Below are 15922 nucleotides of genomic sequence, written 5' to 3'. Positions count from 1 at the left end.
CGCAGAGCCCCCGACACCCGCCGGGGGCTCTGCGACCGAAGAGGGACTCAGACGAAGTCGACCATCCCCGCGGTCAGCGTCGCGCCGTCCGCCGGATCGATCAGGATGAACGCACCGGTGCGCCGGGAGACCGCGTACGCGTCCAGCGGCAGCGGCTCGGCGCTGCGCAGGGTGATCCGGCCCAGGTCGTTGGCGGTGAGCTCGGCCGCGCCCGCCAGCTCCCGGACGATCGCCTTGACGGTCCGGGTGGTGTGCTTGAGCAGCACCCGGTCGCCGACCCTGAGCGGCCGGTCGGCCAGATGGCACACGGCCGCCGTGACGTCCTGGGTGAGCACGGGCACCTCCGGCCCGGCGGTGATCATGTCGCCGCGGGACACGTCGCGCTGGTCGGCCAGGCGCACCCCGACGGACTGCGGGGCGTGCGCCGCCCCGACCGCGGTGCCGAGCACGTCGATCGCGGCGATCTCGGAGGTCTCCCCGGACGGGTGGACGGTGACCCGGTCGCCGACCCGCAGCGAACCGGAGACCAGCTGGCCCGCGTAATGACGGATGTCACCGTGCCGGATCACGTACTGGACCGGGAAACGGGCCGGGGCGTCGGCCGCGTCCGCGGCGACCGGGACGCTCTCCAGGAACTCCAGCAGGGCCGGCCCGCCGTACCAGTCCATGGCCGCGGACCGGTCGACGACGTTGTCGCCGACCAGCGCGGAGACCGGGATCGCGGTGACCTCGGGAAGGCCCAGCTCGGCGGTCTGTGCGGTGAAGTCGGCGACGATCCGCTCGAACCCGGCCCGCTCGTAGCCGACCAGGTCCATCTTGTTGACCGCGAGGACGACATGAGGGACCCGGAGCAGGGCGGCCACGGCCGCGTGCCGACGGGTCTGCTCGAGGACCCCGTTGCGGGCGTCGACCAGGATGATCGCCAGCTCGGCGGTGGAGGCGCCGGTGACCATGTTCCGGGTGTACTGCACATGCCCCGGGGTGTCGGCCAGGATGAACCGGCGCTTCGGGGTGGCGAAGTAGCGGTAGGCCACGTCGATGGTGATGCCCTGCTCACGCTCGGCGCGCAGCCCGTCGGTGAGAAGGGCCAGGTCGGGGGCGTCCTTGCCGCGGCTGAGGGAGGCCTGCTCCACGGCTTCCAACTGGTCGGTGAGGACCGACTTGGAGTCGTGCAGCAGCCGTCCGACGAGGGTGGACTTGCCGTCGTCGACCGAGCCGGCGGTGGCGAAACGCAGGGTGTCGACGGCCGGACCGGCCGGGCCGGCGATGCTCGTGCTGGTCATGCCTAGAAGTACCCCTCGCGCTTGCGGTCTTCCATCGCGGCCTCGGAGAGCTTGTCGTCGGCCCGGGTGGCGCCGCGCTCGGTGAGCCGGGAGGCGGCGATCTCGGTGATCACGGCCTCCAGCGTGCCGGCGTCGGAGTCCACCGCGCCCGTGCAGGACATGTCACCGACGGTCCGGTAGCGCACCCGGCGCTTCTCGACGGTCTCGTTCTCGCGGGGGCCGCCCCAGTCGCCGGCGGTCAGCCACATCCCGCCCCGCCGGAACACCTCGCGGTGGTGGGCGAAGTAGATGTCCGGCAGCTCGATGCCCTCGCGGGCGATGTACTGCCAGACGTCCAGCTCGGTCCAGTTGGAGAGCGGGAAGACCCGGACGTGCTCGCCGGGGGCGTGCCGCCCGTTGTAGAGGTTCCACAGCTCGGGGCGCTGGCGGCGCGGGTCCCACTGGGAGAACTCGTCCCGCAGCGAGAAGACCCGCTCCTTGGCGCGGGCCTTCTCCTCGTCCCGCCGGCCGCCGCCGAACACGGCGTCGAAGCGCTCGCTCTGGATCTTCTCCGTCAGCGGCAGCGTCTGCAGCGGATTACGGGTCCCGTCGGGCCGCTCGCGCAGCACACCCCGGTCGATGTAGTCCTGTACGGAGGCCACATGGAGGCGCAGCCCATGTGCGGCCACCACACGGTCCCGGTACTCGAGGACCTCGGGGAAGTTGTGTCCCGTGTCCACATGCAGCAGCGAGAAGGGGACCGCCGCCGGGGCGAACGCCTTCAGCGCGAGGTGCAGCATGACGATGGAGTCCTTGCCGCCGGAGAACAGGATCACCGGCCGCTCGAACTCGCCGGCCACCTCACGGAAGATGTGGACCGCCTCGGACTCCAGCGCGTCCAGGTGGGACAGGGTGAAGGTGCTCATGCCAGCCCCCGCTCCCTCAGCAGCGCGTGCACCGCGTCCGCCGACTCCTGCGGGGTCTGGTCCTGGGTGTGCAGCACCAGCGCCGGGTCGACGGGCGGCTCGTACGGGTCGTCGACACCGGTCAGCCCGGTCATCTCGCCCGCGGCCTGCCTGGCGTACAGACCCTTCACGTCTCGCTCGCTGCACACCTCGACCGGGGTCGCCACATGCACCTCCAGGTACGGCGTGCCGCTCTTCTCGTGCCGGTTGCGGACCGCCTCGCGGCTGTCGGCGTAGGGGGCGATGACCGGGACTACGGAGAGCACGCCGTTGCGCGCCAGCACCTCGGAGACCAGTCCGATGCGCTGCACGTTGGTGTTGCGGTCCGCCCGGGAGAAGCCGAGGCCGGCCGAGAGGAAGCGGCGTATCTCGTCGCCGTCGAGGACCTCCACGCGGTGTCCCTGGGCCTTGAGCCGATCGCCCAGGAGCCGGGCGATCGTCGTCTTGCCCGCGCTCGGCAACCCCGTCAGCCAGACCGTGGCCCCCTGAGCCCTTGGCGTGGTGGTCATGCGCAACAGACCTCTTCCCTACCTACTCAAACTCGCGTACGACCCGTCGAAGAGTAGGTAAGAAGTCTGAGAGGAGTGGTTAAGGAAGCTGAGGTTTAGCTGAGTGACTCGTGGTACGCAAGAGGTCACGGGGTCGTGCAATGAACATTTCACAATCGGCGATCTGCCCACCGGTCCGTTCACAGCCCGGCGAAGGTGCCGCCCGGGTCCCGCAGCCGCTGGTGCAACGCCCGGAAGACGGCGGCCGAACGGGTGCCCGGCCAGTCGGCGGGCAGCAGGCTCGTCGGCAGTCCGGGGTCGGTGTACGGCAGATGGCGCCAGGAGTCCAGGGCCAGGAGATAGTCGTGGTAGGCGTCCTCGGGCGGGGTGTCCGTCCGGTGCTCCCAGCCGCGCAGCACCGGCTCGTGGTCGTCGAGGAACTGCTCGTGCGCCTTGGCGATCGCTGTCAGGTCCCACCAACGGGCGACCGCCTCGGTGGTGGGCGCGAACCCGAGGTGGTCGCCGCGGAAGAAGTCCACGTACGGATCGAGTCCGAGCCGGTGCAGGGTGTGCCGGGTCTCCTCGAACAGCCGGGCCGGGGCGATCCACACCCCGGGGGCGGCCGTGCCGAAGCCGAGTCCGGCGAGCCGGGACCGCAGCACATGCCGCTTCTGCCGTTCCGACTCGGGCACCGAGAACACCGCGAGCACCCAGCCCGCGTCCTCCGGCGGCGCCGCCGCGTACACCCGGCGGTCGCCGTCGTCCAGCAACTGGCGTGCCTCGGCGGAGAGTCCGTATCCGGCGGCGCCCTGTGCGGTGCGGGCCGGGGCCAGCAGACCGCGGCGTTTCAGCCGGGACACCGACGACCGTACGGAGGGCGCGTCCACGCCGACGGCGGCCAGCAGCCGGATCAGCTCGGCGACAGGCACCGGGCCGGGCAGGAAGCGGCCGTACGCGCCGTAGAGCGTGACGATGAGGGACCTCGGGGCGTGTTGCTCGGACACGTTGATCATTTTAGGTCCCCGGCATCGCTGCTGGTCACCTCAGGTACGCGCCTGAACGTGAGTCAGGATTCCGGAGAGCGCGTCGAAGGGGCCGGGGGAGGGGGCCGACGGGGCGTCCGCCGAGCCTCCGATGATCGGTCCGGGCCCCGCCCGCGCAGGGTCAGGCGGCGACGGCGAGCCGGCCGTCCGGGCCACGGTGCGGCTCGGTCACACTGCCGTCGGGGCGCAGCTCGCCCGTGTCGTCGAAGACGATCGCCCCGTCGCACAACAGGGTCCAGCCCTGCTCGGGGTGGGCGGCGACGATGTGCGGGAGGCCGCGGTCGGCCGTCGCGCTCGGGAACGGGTGGGAACACATGGCGCACCTCCACGGGTCTGCCTCCGGCACGGTCGCCGACCGGCATGACCAGACCATGCTCCCGTCGTGAACGCCGCGGAACCTCCTGCCGCGACCTGTGACAACACACGGACAACTCCCGGACGCTCCCACGACGACCGCCGCACGTCCGCGACGCGACCGGCGTCTTCGGCGTGGTGGACGCGCCACCGAAGGAGTGACGGTCACGCTTCCCGGGCCGGGCGCCCGGTATCCAGGGCATGCCCCACCCCACGACCTGGGAAGGATGTCATGCCCCTACGCCCCGCCCTCGCCGCGGCCCTCGGCTCCGCAGCCCTGCTCTGCGCCGCCGTCGCCCCCGCGACCGCCGCCCCATCAGAGTCTGTGACCGTCGATCCCACCGGCCGTCTCGCCGACGACGGCACGGTCACCCTCTCCGGCACCTACACCTGCACCGACGCCACGGGCCCGGTGTTCGTCAGCTCGTCGGTCAGCCAGGAAGCGCCGAACTACCGCCACGGCGTCGGCGGCACCATGGCCGTGTGCGACGGCGCCAAGCACCACTGGAAGAACACTGGCAAGGTGACCTCGGAGAAGCTGAAGACCGGTGCGGCCCATGTCGAGGCCACGATCATGGAACTGCGCCCCCAGGGCGGGCTGCCGCTGCCCTCGTTCCACGCCGTCCAGCAGCAGGACGTCACCCTCAAGAAGGGCTGAGGCGCGTTCCCGGCGGCGGCCCGGCACCCCGGCGGTGCCGGGCCGCCGCCGGGTGGTGCGGGACCCGGCGCATCCCTCGCCGTGCCGGCAGAGCAGGCCGGTGCCCCTCCACGGATCACCGGGTCAGCAGCTTCCGCAGCGCGGACGTGACCTCGTCCGGTGCCTCCTCCGCCATGAAGTGCCCGCAGTCCACCGTGCGGTGCTCCAGGTCCGGCGCCCAGGCCCGCCACAGCGCGGCCGCGTCGTAGCCGAGGGCGGCGCCCCAGTCCTGCTGGAGCACGGTCACCGGCAGGCCCAGGACGTTCCCGGCGGCCCGGTCGGCCAGGTCGTGCTCGGTGTCGACGCCGGCCGAGGCCCGGTAGTCGGCCACGATCGAGGGCACCGCCGCCCGGCAGGCCGCGAGATAGACGGCACGGACGTCGGCGGGGATCGCCGAGGGGTCGCGGGTCCACAGGTCGAGGAAGTGACCGAAGAAGAGGTCAGGGGCGGCGCCGATCAACTGCTCGGGCAGGCCCGGGGGCTGGGCCATCAGGTAGAGGTGGAAGGCGACGGCGGCGGTGGTGCCGTGCAGTACCTCCCACATGTCCAGGGTGGGCAGTACGTCGAGGAGGGCCAGGTGCGTGACGGCGTCCGGGTGGTCCAGGCCGGCCCGGAACGCCACCAGCGCGCCCCGGTCGTGCCCGGCCAGCGCGAAGCGCTCGTGGCCGAGGGCCCGGGCCAGCGCCACGACATCGGCGGCCATGGTCCGCTTCGCGTACGACAGCCCGTCCGCGTCGGCCGGCTTGTCGCTGGCGCCGTAGCCGCGCAGGTCGGGACAGATCACGGTGTGATCGGAGGCGAGGCCGGCGGCAACCTGCCGCCACATCAGATGGGTCTGCGGGAAGCCGTGCAGCAGGACGACCGGGCTGCCGGCACCGCCGACGGCCACGTGCAGGGAGACGCCGTCGGCGACCGGGAAACGGTGTGCGGTGAAACCGGGGATGTTCATGAGCCGACACTCCCGCGCCCGAATCAGCAGCCGATCAGCATCGGCGGTGGGCCGGGAGCTGCCGGTGGCCGGGGCCTGCCGTTGAGGGGCTGAGCGTGGGTCGGGGTCTGTGGTGGGGTGGGGGCTGAGCGTGGGCCGGTAGCTGCCGCGGGCCGGGGTCCGCCGTGGGAGGGGACCCAGTCTCGGCCGGGACCGAGCGTGCGGCGAGATCTCCCGTGGGGCGGGACCTCGCGTGGGGCGGGACCTCCCGTGCGGCGGGACCTCGCGTGGGTCGGGAACTACCGTGGGGCGGGTGAGGACGGAGCAGGTCGAGTTCGGGGTGCTCGGGAGCGTTACGGCGGAGCGTGCCGGTGGACCGCTCGCTCTGAAGGGGCCCCGGCACCGGGCCGTACTGGCCCGGCTGATCGTGGCCCGCAGAAGGGTCGTCCCGGTGGCCCGCCTGGTCGCCGACCTCTGGGACGAGCCGCCGCCCACCGCCGTCGGCTCCGTCCGTACCTTCGTCAACGACCTGCGCCGCGCCCTGGAACCCGACCGCCCGCCCCGCACCCCGGCCCGGCTGCTCGTCACCGACGGCCCCGGCTACGCGCTGCGCGCGGAAGCGGAGGCGGTGGACGCCTGGCGGTTCGAGTCGGCCTTGGAGAGCGCCGTACAGGAGGAGCCCGTGCAGGCAGCCCGGCGGCTCCGGGCGGCGCTGGAGCTGTGGCGGGGTCCGGCCTACGCCGAGTTCGCCGACGAGGAGTGGTGCGGCGGCGAACGGGCCCGGCTGGCCGAGCTGCGGCTGCGGGCGGTGGAGCAGCGGGCCGGGGCGCTGCTCGCCGGGGGCCGGGCGGCCGAGGCGGTGCCCGATCTGGACGCCCACCTCACCGGGCACCCGTGGCGCGAGGAGGGCTGGCGGCTGCTGGCGCTGGCCCTCTACCGGACCGGTCGCCAGGGCGACGCCCTCGCGGTGCTGCGCCGGGCCCGCGCGACCCTCGCCGACCAGCTGGGGCTCGACCCCGGCCCGGCGCTGCGGCGACTGGAGGCCGGCATCCTCGCGCAGGACCCCGCCCTGGACGCGGAGCGGGAGGCCGCGGCGGCACGGGTGTGGTCCCGGGCGGCCGAGGCGTACGACCGTACCGTCGCCGCCGGTGCCCGAGCCCGGCTCGAATCGACCGTCGGCCTGCTGCGCACCCTCGCGGTGACCGGATCCGGCGGACTGGCCGCCGCCCGCGAGCACCGCCTCGCGGCGATCACCGCGGCCGAGGAGTCCGGCGACCCGGAACTGACCGCACGGGTCATCGGCGCCTACGACGTCCCGGCGATCTGGACCCGCTCCGACGACCCGGCGGACGCCCGCCGCGTGGTCGAGGCCGCCGAACGCGCGCTGGCCCGGCTGCCCGCGACCCCGGCCCAGGACACCGCCCGCTGCCGGCTGCTGGCCACGGTCGCCCTGGAGTCACGCGGCACCCGATCGGCCCGTGCCGCCGAGGCCGCCGCCGGAGCGGAGCGCCTGGCCCGCCGCCTGGACGATCCTGCGCTGCTCGCCTTCGCCCTCAACGGCGTCTTCATGCAGTCCTGCACCCGGGCCGGCCTCGCCCGGCGCCGCGACGCCCTCGGCACCGAACTGATCGCCCTGGCCGGCCGGCACGGCCTGGTCACCTACGAGGTGCTCGGCCACCTGATCCGGGTGCAGGCCCGCGCGGGCCTCGCCGACCTCACCACCGCCGACGCACACGCCGAGGCGGCCGACCGGCTGGCCGACCGCCACGAACTGCCGCTGGTGGGCGTGTTCACGGACGGCTACCGGGCGCTGCGGCTGGCCGCGACCGGGCACGCGGAGCGCGCCGAGGCCGCCTACCGCGAGGTCGACCGGCTGCTGGACGGGCCGGGCATGCCCGGGGTACGCGCCGGGCTGCTCCCGCTCGCGCTCCTCTGTCTCCGGTTGGCCGGGCGGCCGTACAGCGTCCGCGCGGCCCTGGACCCGGCCGCCGACTGGGGGCCGTACCTCCCCTGGATCCGCCCGGGGCTCGCCCTCGCCGCCGACGACGAGAGGACGGCCCGCGCAGCGCTGCGCGCGCTGCCCGAGCCTCCTGCCGACCTGGTGCAGGAGGCGCTGTGGTGTGTCGTGGCGGCCGTCGCCCTGGAGCTCGGCGACCGCCGGGCCCTGCGCCGCTGCCAGGACCGACTGCGCCCGGCCGCCGGCCAACTCGCCGGAGCCGGCAGCGGGTTGCTGACGGCCGGCCCGGTCGACGCCTGGCTGACGGCGGTCGAGGGAGCACTGCGCTAGGCCGGCACCCCACCCGCGAGCCGCCCGCGAGTCACCTGCGACTCGTGGGCAAGTCGAGCGCGGGCCGTGTGCGAGCCGCGGGTGAGTCACAGCCGGTCGCCAAGTGTGGCGTGTCGGTGGCCGGTTGGTCGTTCAGCGCGGACTGCACACCGTCCGTGGCGCGGCCCTGCTGGGGGTGCCCTGCGCGTCCTGCACCCGCTGGACGTCCCGCAGGAGGCCCGGGACGGCGGGGTCCTGGCCGGCCGCGACCCTGGCGATGGTCTGCAGGACCGCCTCGTAGAAGGCGTCCCGTACGGCGGGTGCCATGACGTCCGAGGCGTCCAGGCAGCGCGGGCCCTCGCGGAGCCGCGTGGCGATCTCGTGATCCACCTCGTGGTTCCGCGGGGTCACCTGCCGGTTCGCCGAGAAGAAGTCCGTCGAGCGGGCCCACTCCTGCTGGCCCTCCTTGGAAGCCAGCCGCCGGACCAGCTCGCGGGCCTCGGAACGGCCGCTGAACAGTGCCGCGAAGTCCCCGGTGACCTCGTGGGCCCGGACCCGGCCGCCGCCGGGCAGCAGCGGAGCGGAGTCCGTCAGGTTCGCGTGCGGCGCCTCGGTCTTGTAGAAGGAACGCGCGAACGACCCCTGGTGCTCCAGGCCGCATCCGCCCCAGCCGTCGAACAGCAGCCCGTCGCTGTCCGGAGCGCCGCGGTGGTCGGTGAGCAGGGCGTGCCGGGCCCTCGTCCGGTCCTGCCCGAGCAGACCGGCCCAGGCCTGCCAGGCGGAACGCACCGCGGTGCTCCGCCACCACTGCGTGTCGCCGGTGCTCAGCGCCCACTTCTCGTAGACGTCCGGGCCCGCCCGTTGCAGCACGAGGTCCTCGATCCAGTCGGTGCCGGGCCAGCCGGAGGCGCCGTCGTCCCCCATGCCGATGCACCAACTCCGCAGCGGCGCGGGCGAGCCGGCGGGCGTCCTGTCCTGCCGGAACCAGACGATGCTCTTCAGGTCCGCCTTGACCGGAACCCAGTACACGGACGAGGAGACGGTGCCGGTCGCGTTCCACGGCGCGCCGTACTGCCGCGCGTCGTAGAGCCCGTTCAGCGGTTTGAGGCGGTTCTGGTCGGCGTACTCGGCGAGTTCGCCGATGCCCGGCATGATCACGATGTCCGGGGGCTCACCCGACTGCACCTTCGAGAGCAGCACCTCGCGCTGGGCGGCGGTGCCCTGGTAGCGGAAGGGGATGCCGAAGTCCCTTAACACGGCCTTGAACTGCTCCGCCTGCTCCCCGGTCCAGGTCCCCAGGATGGTCACCGGCTCCCTGTCGTCGTGCCGTGCCCAGGCCACCACCAGCCCGCCGGCCGCGATCAGCAGCAGGACCACGAGCACGACCAGTACCTTGAACCGCCGGGTCACCGCCGCCTCCAGTAGTCGCTGTCGAGCCGGAGCCCCAGGCCCAGCGCGGGCAGGACGACGACCAGCAAGCCGCCGACGACGGTGCCCCGGTACATCCGGTCGGTCCAGCCGCCGTCGGTGAGTTCCTGCCGGACCTCCTCCGACTTCTGCGCGACGCTCTGCTGCGCCTCGGCCAGCCCCGGGCCGGTGTGCCGGGACACCTTGGTGATCTGCCCGAGATCGCCGAGCGCCCTGTCCAGGCGGTCCTCGGTGGCGGTGGTCGTCAGCAGCGGGAACACGGCGAGCAGCGCGGTGAGGACGAAGGCCGCGAGCAGATACGGGTTCCAGTCGCGGCCGCACCGGTCGCGCAGCACGAACAGCGCCGACAGCAGGGTCAACGACAGTGCGGCCAGGGCGAGTTCGGCGATCCACCAGCCGGCCCGCTGCCACTGCCCCATGGTGGCCGTTGCCTCGGCGTGCCGCAGCTGGACCCGTTGCAGCGCGTCGAGCCGGGGCGCGAGCCCGACCTTGCTGCGGGTGAGCAGCGAGTGCGCCTCGTCGAGTTTCTGCTCCCGCATCAGCGGCTGGTCGCGGTACATGGACGTACCGAGGTTGAGCGAGTTGCCGTAGGTGGCGAGCAGACCGTTGACCGTGCCGAGGTCCTGGTCCGTGCGGTCGGCGATCCGGGACAGCCCCTGGTCGGCGGCGGAGAGCTGGGACCGGTAGGTCTCGCCCGAGCCCGCCACGTCGACGAGGTGTGTCGTCACCAGGGCGTGGGCCTCCTGGTCGGCCCGCAGCGCCGCCAGCCGGGCGGCGGCGAGCCCCTGCACGGCCGGTGCCTCGCGGGCGGCGAGGGCCGCGGCGCCGCGCTGGGTCCCCCGGTAGGAGAGGAACAGGGCCGTCGCGGCCACGGCGGCGCACAGGAACAACACCAGCAGATGCGTCTCCAGCAGCCGGCGGGTCCCCCGGTGGCTCAGCCGCCCGCGCCAGAACGCGGCGGGGGAGTACCGCCGCGGGAAGGCCGTCCGTACGGTCGTCACAGCAGCTTCTCCCCGCAGACGATGCAGTAACGGGCCTCGCTCCCGGCGCGGCTGCGGCAGGTGCCGCAGCGCGGGCCCGGCGAGGCGTCGACGGCGCCGGCCACGGGCGCGCCCGGATGGGAGCCGGCCCGCAGGATCATCGGGCCGAGCGCGTCGGCGTCGACGGCGCGCAGCCGGATCCGACCCGCGTCCGCGTCCTCGATGTCGGCGACCGTACGGATCTCGTCCAGCACCCAGCCCGTGCCGAACCGCGCGGCCAGCTGGGCCGCCTGCGCCAGGCACTCCCGGGCGGTGCCCGGCCGGTGCTCCTGGAGCGCGGTGAGCCCCTCACGCAGCGCGCCGCGCATCCGGGCGGTGGCGTTCAGGCTGCGCACGCTGCCGCCGCCCGCCGTCGGCGTGGGCGGCGCGGACTGCCCGGGGAGGTGCCAGCGGGCGACGACCGGCGCGTGCACGTCGTTCACGGAGACCATGGCGAACTGCAACTCGGTCTCCAGCGGGTCGTCGTCGGCGTTGGCGACCAGGGTGAGCAGGTAGTCGCGGCTGCCCTGCTCCCACTGGTGGGTGGGGAAGCTCCAGCAGTGCGGCCGCCCGGACCGGGGCAGCCCGACGAGGCGGTGCGGCCGGGGCGCCTTCTCGCTGAGCGAGACCTGGCGCACCGAGGGCCGCAGGGTCACCTCGATCGGCAGCTGGGACGTGCGTACGCGACGCAGCCGCGCGATGGCGTCGGTGACCGCCCGGCCGAGACCCTCGTCCACGAACTGGGCGGTGCCGTGCAGCCGTTCGGCGAGGGCCAGCAGCGGATCGGGGGTCCAGTCGGCGCCCACCGCGAACACGTCGCAGGTGAACTGGCCGGCGCAGGCGTCCAGTTCCTCCTCCAGACGGGTCTCGCCCGCGGCGCTGCTGCCGTCGGTGATCAGCACCAGATGCCGTACGGACAGCGGGCGGCCGGCGAGCAGGGCCCGTGCCCCGGCCGCCCAGGGGGCGTACCCGGCCGGGCGCGGGCCGTCCCGGTGCAGCGGCAGCGAGCCCGTGGCGAACGCGGCATGGCGCCGCTGGTTCTGGTCGGCGACGGCCCACTCGTCGTCGCCGAGCGGATAGCACCGGACCGGCTCGGGGCCGCCGCCGAGCACGGCGAAGGAGATCCGGTCGGGCAGGGCGCGCAGCGCGGCCGGCAGGGCGTGCCGTACGGCCGCCCGGTTGGGCTCGGCGACGTCCACCGCGATGATCACGGCGAGTTCGACCGCGGGCAGGTCGGTCGGGGCGCCGTCGGCGGCCACGTCGACCCGCAGATGGGCCTCGATCTTCGCGCTGCGGTGCGGGCGCAGCTCGCCGTCGAGGTCGACGTGGAGCCGGATGCCCGGCTGCGACGGCCGGGTGTGGCTGCTCATGTCCTACGTCACCGCTCCTTCCCTTCATCGCCGCGGGCACCGCGTGACCGGAGCCGTGCGGGTGCGTCGTGCCGTGCGGTTGCGTCGTGCCGTGCGGTTCGGTGGTGCCGTGCGGTTCGGTCCTGCTGGGCGTTTCCGCCGTGCCGTGCCGTGCCGTGCCGTGCCGTGCCGTGCCGTGCCGTGCGGTCTCGTGCCGTGCTGTGCGGTTGGGTCGTGCTGTGCGCTTCCGTGGTGTCCTTCGGTTCGGTCGTGTCGTGCGTCTCCGGCGTGTCGGTCGGTCAGATCCGGGTCTGTGGCCGCACCGCGTGCAGGAGGTCCACGAGGTGTTCGTGGGTGATGGCCGACTCCCGGTGCCGGGCGGCGAGTTGCCGGTAGAGCGACTCCATCCGCCTGCGCTGCTCGCGCTCCGGCGGGGTCAGGCGTCTCAGCCGGCGGGCGTCGAGCCGGCCGGCGCCCGCGCCCGGAGCGGCGGCCCGGTCGCTCTGGTGGTGCAGCGCGTCCAGTTTCCATTCGTGCAGCTCGGTCCTGAGCCGCAGCGCCTCGTCCTCGGACAGGCTCGGCTCGCCGGCGCCCGGTCCGCGGCCCACCAGGCCGGGCAGTTCGGCCAGCGCCGCGTCGACCTCGGCGGGCGCCGGCAGCGCGTCGAAGTACTTCGGCGAGGGACCGACGTCCCCGGGCAGCCGCGCCGCGCGGATCCGCAGGGAGGCGATCCGGGCGACGGTGTGGTCCAGGGTGCCCGGCCCCACCCGGCCGAGCACGTCGAGGGCGGCTCGCCGGTCGCCCGCGCGCAGCGCCAGCCTGGCCAGCCCCAGCGCGGCGCCGCCGTGCGCGGGGTTGCGGGCGAACACCGCCTCGTACAGCTCCCTGGCGGTGGGCCCGGTGCCGTGGTCGCCGAGCCGCTCCCCGCAGTAGGCGAGGGCCAGCTTGGGGGCGTACTCGCCGGGCAGTTCGAGGTGGACCCGCAGGAAGTGGGCCTGGGCGTCGGCGACCTGCTGGGGGGTGTCGTGCAGACCGGCGTGGCGCAGCGCGAGCAGCGCGCGGTGCCACTCCAGCCGCCACCGGCGCACCGCGGACGGTCCGGGGATGGAGTCGGCGGTGTCGAGCTCCACCTGGGCCAGCTCCAGGTCCTCCGTGGTGTTCCGGCCCAGCAGGACACGCACGTTGTGCAGGCAGATCTCCACCGAGGCCGGCTTCTCGTCCTCCTGGTCGAGGAGCAGTCCGGGGTCGTACCCGCTGCTCACCTCGAACCGCGCGGTCTGCGGGTCGCCCGGATAGCGCCGCGGCACCGGCAGACAGCCGGCGATCTCGGTGGGCGTGGGGGCGCCGAGGTCGAGGGCGGGGGCCACCGGCGGCTCGTACCGGTCGCGGCGGGGCCGCTCCAGCCAGTGTTCGATGCCCGGCACCGTGCCGAGCCTGGCACCGAGCAGCTGCGGGGACGGGCGGAAGTAGTCGGAGGGCTCGGGCGGGTCGCTCTTGCCGCGCAGGGCCCGGATCTCCCGCAGCGCGCCCCGCAGCTGGCCGGCCATCTCGCGGGCGTCGGCGAAGCGCAGGCCGGGGTCCTCGCGGACGGCGCGCTCGACGACCCGGCGGAAGGAGTCGGTGCCGAGGCCGGGCACCTCGTCGACGGCCCAGTGGGCGAGTTCCCGCAGGGTCACGCCGACGGTGTGCAGGTCGTGGGCGACGGTGGGCAGACCCGAGAACGCGGTCTCGGGCGCCATGTAGTCGACGGTGACATGGGCGGGCGGCCTGCTCTGGCCCTCCTCGCGCATCCCGCCGAGGTCGATGACCTTGACGCCGTCTCCGTGGTGCACGACGTTCGAGGGCTTCATGTCCCCGTAGACGAAGACCCGTTCGCCGCCGGCGTGCAGATGCACCAGGGCTTCGAGGATCTGGCAGCCGTACGCCGCCACGTGTTCGATGTCGAGGACCGACTCGCCGCGCCGGGTCTCCTCGACGACCTTCTCCAGGGTGCCGTCCCCGACGTCGTCCATGACGATGTAGCCGCCGGTGATCTCCCCGGTGCCGTCACCACGGGCGACGAAGTCGCGGATCTGGACGATCCGCGGGTGGCGCATGGCGACCAGGTTGCGGCGCTCCACGTCGGCGAGCCGGGCCCCGTCGTGCTCGTACCGGTTGAGCAGGCCCTTGACGGCGACGACGTCCCCGAGATGGGTGTCCTCGGCGAGGTAGACCCAGCCCTGGCCGCCGTGCGCGATCGGCCCCATGATCCGGTACTGGTCACGCAGCAACTCGCCCTCGGTGAGCTCCGGTTCGTACGAGTACCGGGCGCCGCACGCCGGGCAGTACCCCGTGATGGGCACCGGGCCCTGGGTGTAGGGCGGGGCGAAGGTGATACCGCAGTCGCCGGCCGAGCAGCCCATGCGGACGCGCGGCGGCGTCTTCGCACGGACCAGGCGCGCCTGGGCGGGGCGGGGCGCCCGGTCGGGGAGCGTGAGGAGCTCGCGGGGGCCGAGGCGCCGCGGATCGTCGGGCAGGGCGGGCAGTCCGGGGCCCTGCTCGGCGCGGCCGCACTGGTCGCACCAGCCGGTGGGCAATACGGAGCCCTGGCAGCGGGACCCGTCGAAGTTCCGGTGCGGGCAGCCGGTCACCCTCCCGTCGCCCTCCCTCGCGGCCCGGTCCGGGGCGGCGCCCCGCATCACCGGCCTCCCTGGCGGTCCAGGTCGACGCGCAGGGTTCTGAGCAGCGCGCGCAGCCGGGCGAGCTGCTGCTGCGGGTCCCGTGACGCGGCGATCCGGCGGAGTTCGGCCCGGCGCAAGTCGGCGGTCTCGGTGACGGAGTCGAGGGAGGCGCTGTCGATGACGTCGCGGCGGATCGCGTTGCCGAACTCGGCCAGTTCCAGCCGGCCGAGCAGCGCCTCCGCGTGGTCGAGGAGCGCGGGCCGCAGCAGGTCGTCGCGGGCCGTGTTCCAGCCGGTGCCGCCCTCGTGGCGGAAGACGAGCAGCAGCCGGAAGCCCAACGTACGTAATCGGCACAGCAGTTCGAGCAGAGGACCTGGCCGGGGCTCCTCGTCGAGGCCGTCGACCACCACCGTGACAGGCCGGACGGGTGCGGGGACGGGTGCGGGGGCCACGCCCGTCGGCCGGCGCGCGTTGCCGAGCAGCCAGTCCCAGTACGCGAGGTACTCGCCGACCGGGAAGGAGATCCGGCCCAGGGCGTGGTCGGCGAGGTGCGGTCTGCTGTCGCCGCCGCGATGGACGAGGCCGGCACGGTGCAGCAGACGGCGCAGCGAGCGGTCCTTGCCGCTGCCCGGGGACACCACGGTGATCTTCACCGGGTCCTCGTCCGGATCGTCGTACCACCGGCCCAGCCGCTCCTCGAAGCCGTGGTCCCAGGCGTCCGGGCTGCTCAACTCCTTGACGAGGGGCGAGAGTTCGGCGATGCGGTCGATCGGGATCAGATACGAGAAGGCGAGCCGGTTCTCCTCGGGCAGCAGCTCTCCCATGTCCCCGCGCCAGCTGACGACCAGGCCGACCACCCGGGCCGGGCGGCCCTCCCGTGGCAGGGTGCACACGGCGGCACCGCTGAACCCCGCGCGCACCACCTCCGCCTTGGTGACGGCGTCGAGCTGCACCCGCTCGCCGCTGGCGCCGCCGATGCGGCCCCACAGGCTCATGCCGTCGTCGAAGCCCTCCGCGTACCCGGTCGCGTACACCTCCGTACCGGCCGTGAGCGAGGTTTCCAGTGGAGCGGGACGGGCCTGCGGACGCGGGCTGTCCAGCCGTAACACGGCGACGTCCTCGCCTTGTTCGCCCTCCGGGAGCCAGCCGCCCGCCATGACCCGGGCGGCCACCGGTTCCAGCGCGCTGTTCTCGGCGAACTCCAGCCACATCACGGCGTCCGGGCGGCGCACCACGTGCGCGCAGGTCAGCGCCGTGTGCTGGTCGACGAGTACACCGGCCCCGCAGACGGGACCGTGCGCGTCCTCGCGTCGCAGCCTGAGTCTCCAGTCCGCACGCAGTTCCCCCATGCTGTCTCACACTACGCGCGGGGCATCGCGTGTCCCTAGACTCATGAGCAGGTTGGATCGGTCAATCAACGGAAACCGGCGGTGAGTTGCCATGGGGTATCCGGAACCGGTCTG

Annotated in this window: 13 protein-coding genes; 2 read left to right on the top strand and 11 right to left on the bottom strand. The window is 74.0% G+C overall.

The window, feature by feature from the left end; all coding sequences use genetic code 11:
* Window positions 1–47 precede the first annotated feature (47 nt).
* The 5 genes from ACZ5K7_RS02650 to ACZ5K7_RS02630 all read right to left on the bottom strand — a co-directional run bounded on the left by ACZ5K7_RS02650 (window position 48) and on the right by ACZ5K7_RS02630 (window position 4074).
* The gene (locus tag ACZ5K7_RS02650) at window positions 48–1283 is read right to left on the bottom strand and encodes a sulfate adenylyltransferase subunit 1 (protein ID WP_468909585.1); all 1236 of its coding nucleotides are present in this window, start codon (window positions 1281–1283) and stop codon (window positions 48–50) included.
* Between the two features lie 2 nt (window positions 1284–1285).
* The gene (gene cysD / locus ACZ5K7_RS02645; RefSeq protein ID WP_468909583.1) at window positions 1286–2188 is read right to left on the bottom strand and encodes a sulfate adenylyltransferase subunit CysD; all 903 of its coding nucleotides are present in this window, start codon (window positions 2186–2188) and stop codon (window positions 1286–1288) included.
* On the bottom strand, window positions 2185–2736 hold the full coding sequence (gene cysC / locus ACZ5K7_RS02640; protein WP_351713748.1) for an adenylyl-sulfate kinase: 552 nt from the start codon (window positions 2734–2736) through the stop codon (window positions 2185–2187). The genes cysD and cysC overlap by 4 nt, the downstream gene beginning before the upstream one ends.
* 179 nt (window positions 2737–2915) lie before the next feature.
* Window positions 2916–3728, bottom strand: a complete 813-nt coding sequence (locus tag ACZ5K7_RS02635; protein WP_468909581.1) for a PaaX family transcriptional regulator — start codon at window positions 3726–3728, stop codon at window positions 2916–2918.
* 151 nt (window positions 3729–3879) lie between these two features.
* On the bottom strand, window positions 3880–4074 hold the full coding sequence (locus tag ACZ5K7_RS02630; RefSeq protein WP_468909578.1) for a DUF5999 family protein: 195 nt from the start codon (window positions 4072–4074) through the stop codon (window positions 3880–3882).
* A 270-nt stretch (window positions 4075–4344) separates the two neighbouring features.
* Between ACZ5K7_RS02630 and ACZ5K7_RS02625 the strand changes: the two genes are divergently transcribed.
* Window positions 4345–4770: a DUF6299 family protein gene (locus tag ACZ5K7_RS02625; RefSeq protein WP_351713754.1), complete on the top strand. Its 426-nt coding sequence runs from the start codon at window positions 4345–4347 to the stop codon at window positions 4768–4770.
* A gap of 115 nt (window positions 4771–4885) precedes the next feature.
* Here ACZ5K7_RS02625 and ACZ5K7_RS02620 read toward each other — a convergent pair whose 3' ends face one another.
* The gene (locus ACZ5K7_RS02620) at window positions 4886–5758 is read right to left on the bottom strand and encodes an alpha/beta fold hydrolase (RefSeq protein WP_468909576.1); all 873 of its coding nucleotides are present in this window, start codon (window positions 5756–5758) and stop codon (window positions 4886–4888) included.
* 292 nt (window positions 5759–6050) lie between these two features.
* Between ACZ5K7_RS02620 and ACZ5K7_RS02615 the strand changes: the two genes are divergently transcribed.
* A complete protein-coding gene (locus ACZ5K7_RS02615) occupies window positions 6051–8024 on the top strand; it encodes an AfsR/SARP family transcriptional regulator (protein ID WP_468909574.1) in 1974 nt (657 codons plus the stop codon).
* A 132-nt stretch (window positions 8025–8156) separates the two neighbouring features.
* On the opposite strand, the gene ACZ5K7_RS02610 is transcribed toward ACZ5K7_RS02615, so the two are convergent.
* The 5 genes from ACZ5K7_RS02610 to ACZ5K7_RS02590 all read right to left on the bottom strand — a co-directional run bounded on the left by ACZ5K7_RS02610 (window position 8157) and on the right by ACZ5K7_RS02590 (window position 15808).
* On the bottom strand, window positions 8157–9413 hold the full coding sequence (locus ACZ5K7_RS02610) for an ABC transporter substrate-binding protein (RefSeq protein WP_468909572.1): 1257 nt from the start codon (window positions 9411–9413) through the stop codon (window positions 8157–8159).
* A complete protein-coding gene (locus ACZ5K7_RS02605; protein ID WP_351713762.1) occupies window positions 9410–10432 on the bottom strand; it encodes a hypothetical protein in 1023 nt (340 codons plus the stop codon). Before ACZ5K7_RS02605 ends, ACZ5K7_RS02610 begins: the two co-directional genes overlap by 4 nt.
* Window positions 10429–11820, bottom strand: a complete 1392-nt coding sequence (locus ACZ5K7_RS02600; RefSeq protein WP_468909569.1) for a vWA domain-containing protein — start codon at window positions 11818–11820, stop codon at window positions 10429–10431. Before ACZ5K7_RS02600 ends, ACZ5K7_RS02605 begins: the two co-directional genes overlap by 4 nt.
* A 278-nt stretch (window positions 11821–12098) precedes the next feature.
* Window positions 12099–14477: a serine/threonine protein kinase gene (locus ACZ5K7_RS02595; RefSeq protein WP_468909566.1), complete on the bottom strand. Its 2379-nt coding sequence runs from the start codon at window positions 14475–14477 to the stop codon at window positions 12099–12101.
* Complete coding sequence (locus ACZ5K7_RS02590) at window positions 14477–15808, bottom strand: S1 family peptidase (protein WP_468909563.1); 1332 nt, start codon at window positions 15806–15808, stop codon at window positions 14477–14479. The genes ACZ5K7_RS02595 and ACZ5K7_RS02590 overlap by 1 nt, the downstream gene beginning before the upstream one ends.
* Window positions 15809–15922 lie beyond the last annotated feature (114 nt).

It is taken from the genome of Streptomyces sp. NPDC031497, assembly GCF_055580905.1.
The sequence above is the reverse complement of the archived record's forward strand: the minus strand, read 5'-3'. Positions and strand labels throughout refer to the sequence as shown.

What these genes read in the sequence shown, in the direction of transcription:
- ACZ5K7_RS02650 (WP_468909585.1), bottom strand. Translation starts at nt 1,283, where the DNA reads ATGACCAGCACGAGCATCGCCGGCCCGGCCGGTCCGGCCGTCGACACC.
- ACZ5K7_RS02620 (WP_468909576.1), bottom strand. Translation starts at nt 5,758, where the DNA reads ATGAACATCCCCGGTTTCACCGCACACCGTTTCCCGGTCGCCGACGGC.
- cysC (WP_351713748.1), bottom strand. Translation starts at nt 2,736, where the DNA reads ATGACCACCACGCCAAGGGCTCAGGGGGCCACGGTCTGGCTGACGGGG.
- ACZ5K7_RS02600 (WP_468909569.1), bottom strand. Translation starts at nt 11,820, where the DNA reads ATGAGCAGCCACACCCGGCCGTCGCAGCCGGGCATCCGGCTCCACGTC.
- cysD (WP_468909583.1), bottom strand. Translation starts at nt 2,188, where the DNA reads ATGAGCACCTTCACCCTGTCCCACCTGGACGCGCTGGAGTCCGAGGCG.
- ACZ5K7_RS02630 (WP_468909578.1), bottom strand. Translation starts at nt 4,074, where the DNA reads ATGTGTTCCCACCCGTTCCCGAGCGCGACGGCCGACCGCGGCCTCCCG.
- ACZ5K7_RS02625 (WP_351713754.1), top strand. Translation starts at nt 4,345, where the DNA reads ATGCCCCTACGCCCCGCCCTCGCCGCGGCCCTCGGCTCCGCAGCCCTG.
- ACZ5K7_RS02595 (WP_468909566.1), bottom strand. Translation starts at nt 14,477, where the DNA reads ATGCGGGGCGCCGCCCCGGACCGGGCCGCGAGGGAGGGCGACGGGAGG.
- ACZ5K7_RS02635 (WP_468909581.1), bottom strand. Translation starts at nt 3,728, where the DNA reads ATGATCAACGTGTCCGAGCAACACGCCCCGAGGTCCCTCATCGTCACG.
- ACZ5K7_RS02590 (WP_468909563.1), bottom strand. Translation starts at nt 15,808, where the DNA reads ATGGGGGAACTGCGTGCGGACTGGAGACTCAGGCTGCGACGCGAGGAC.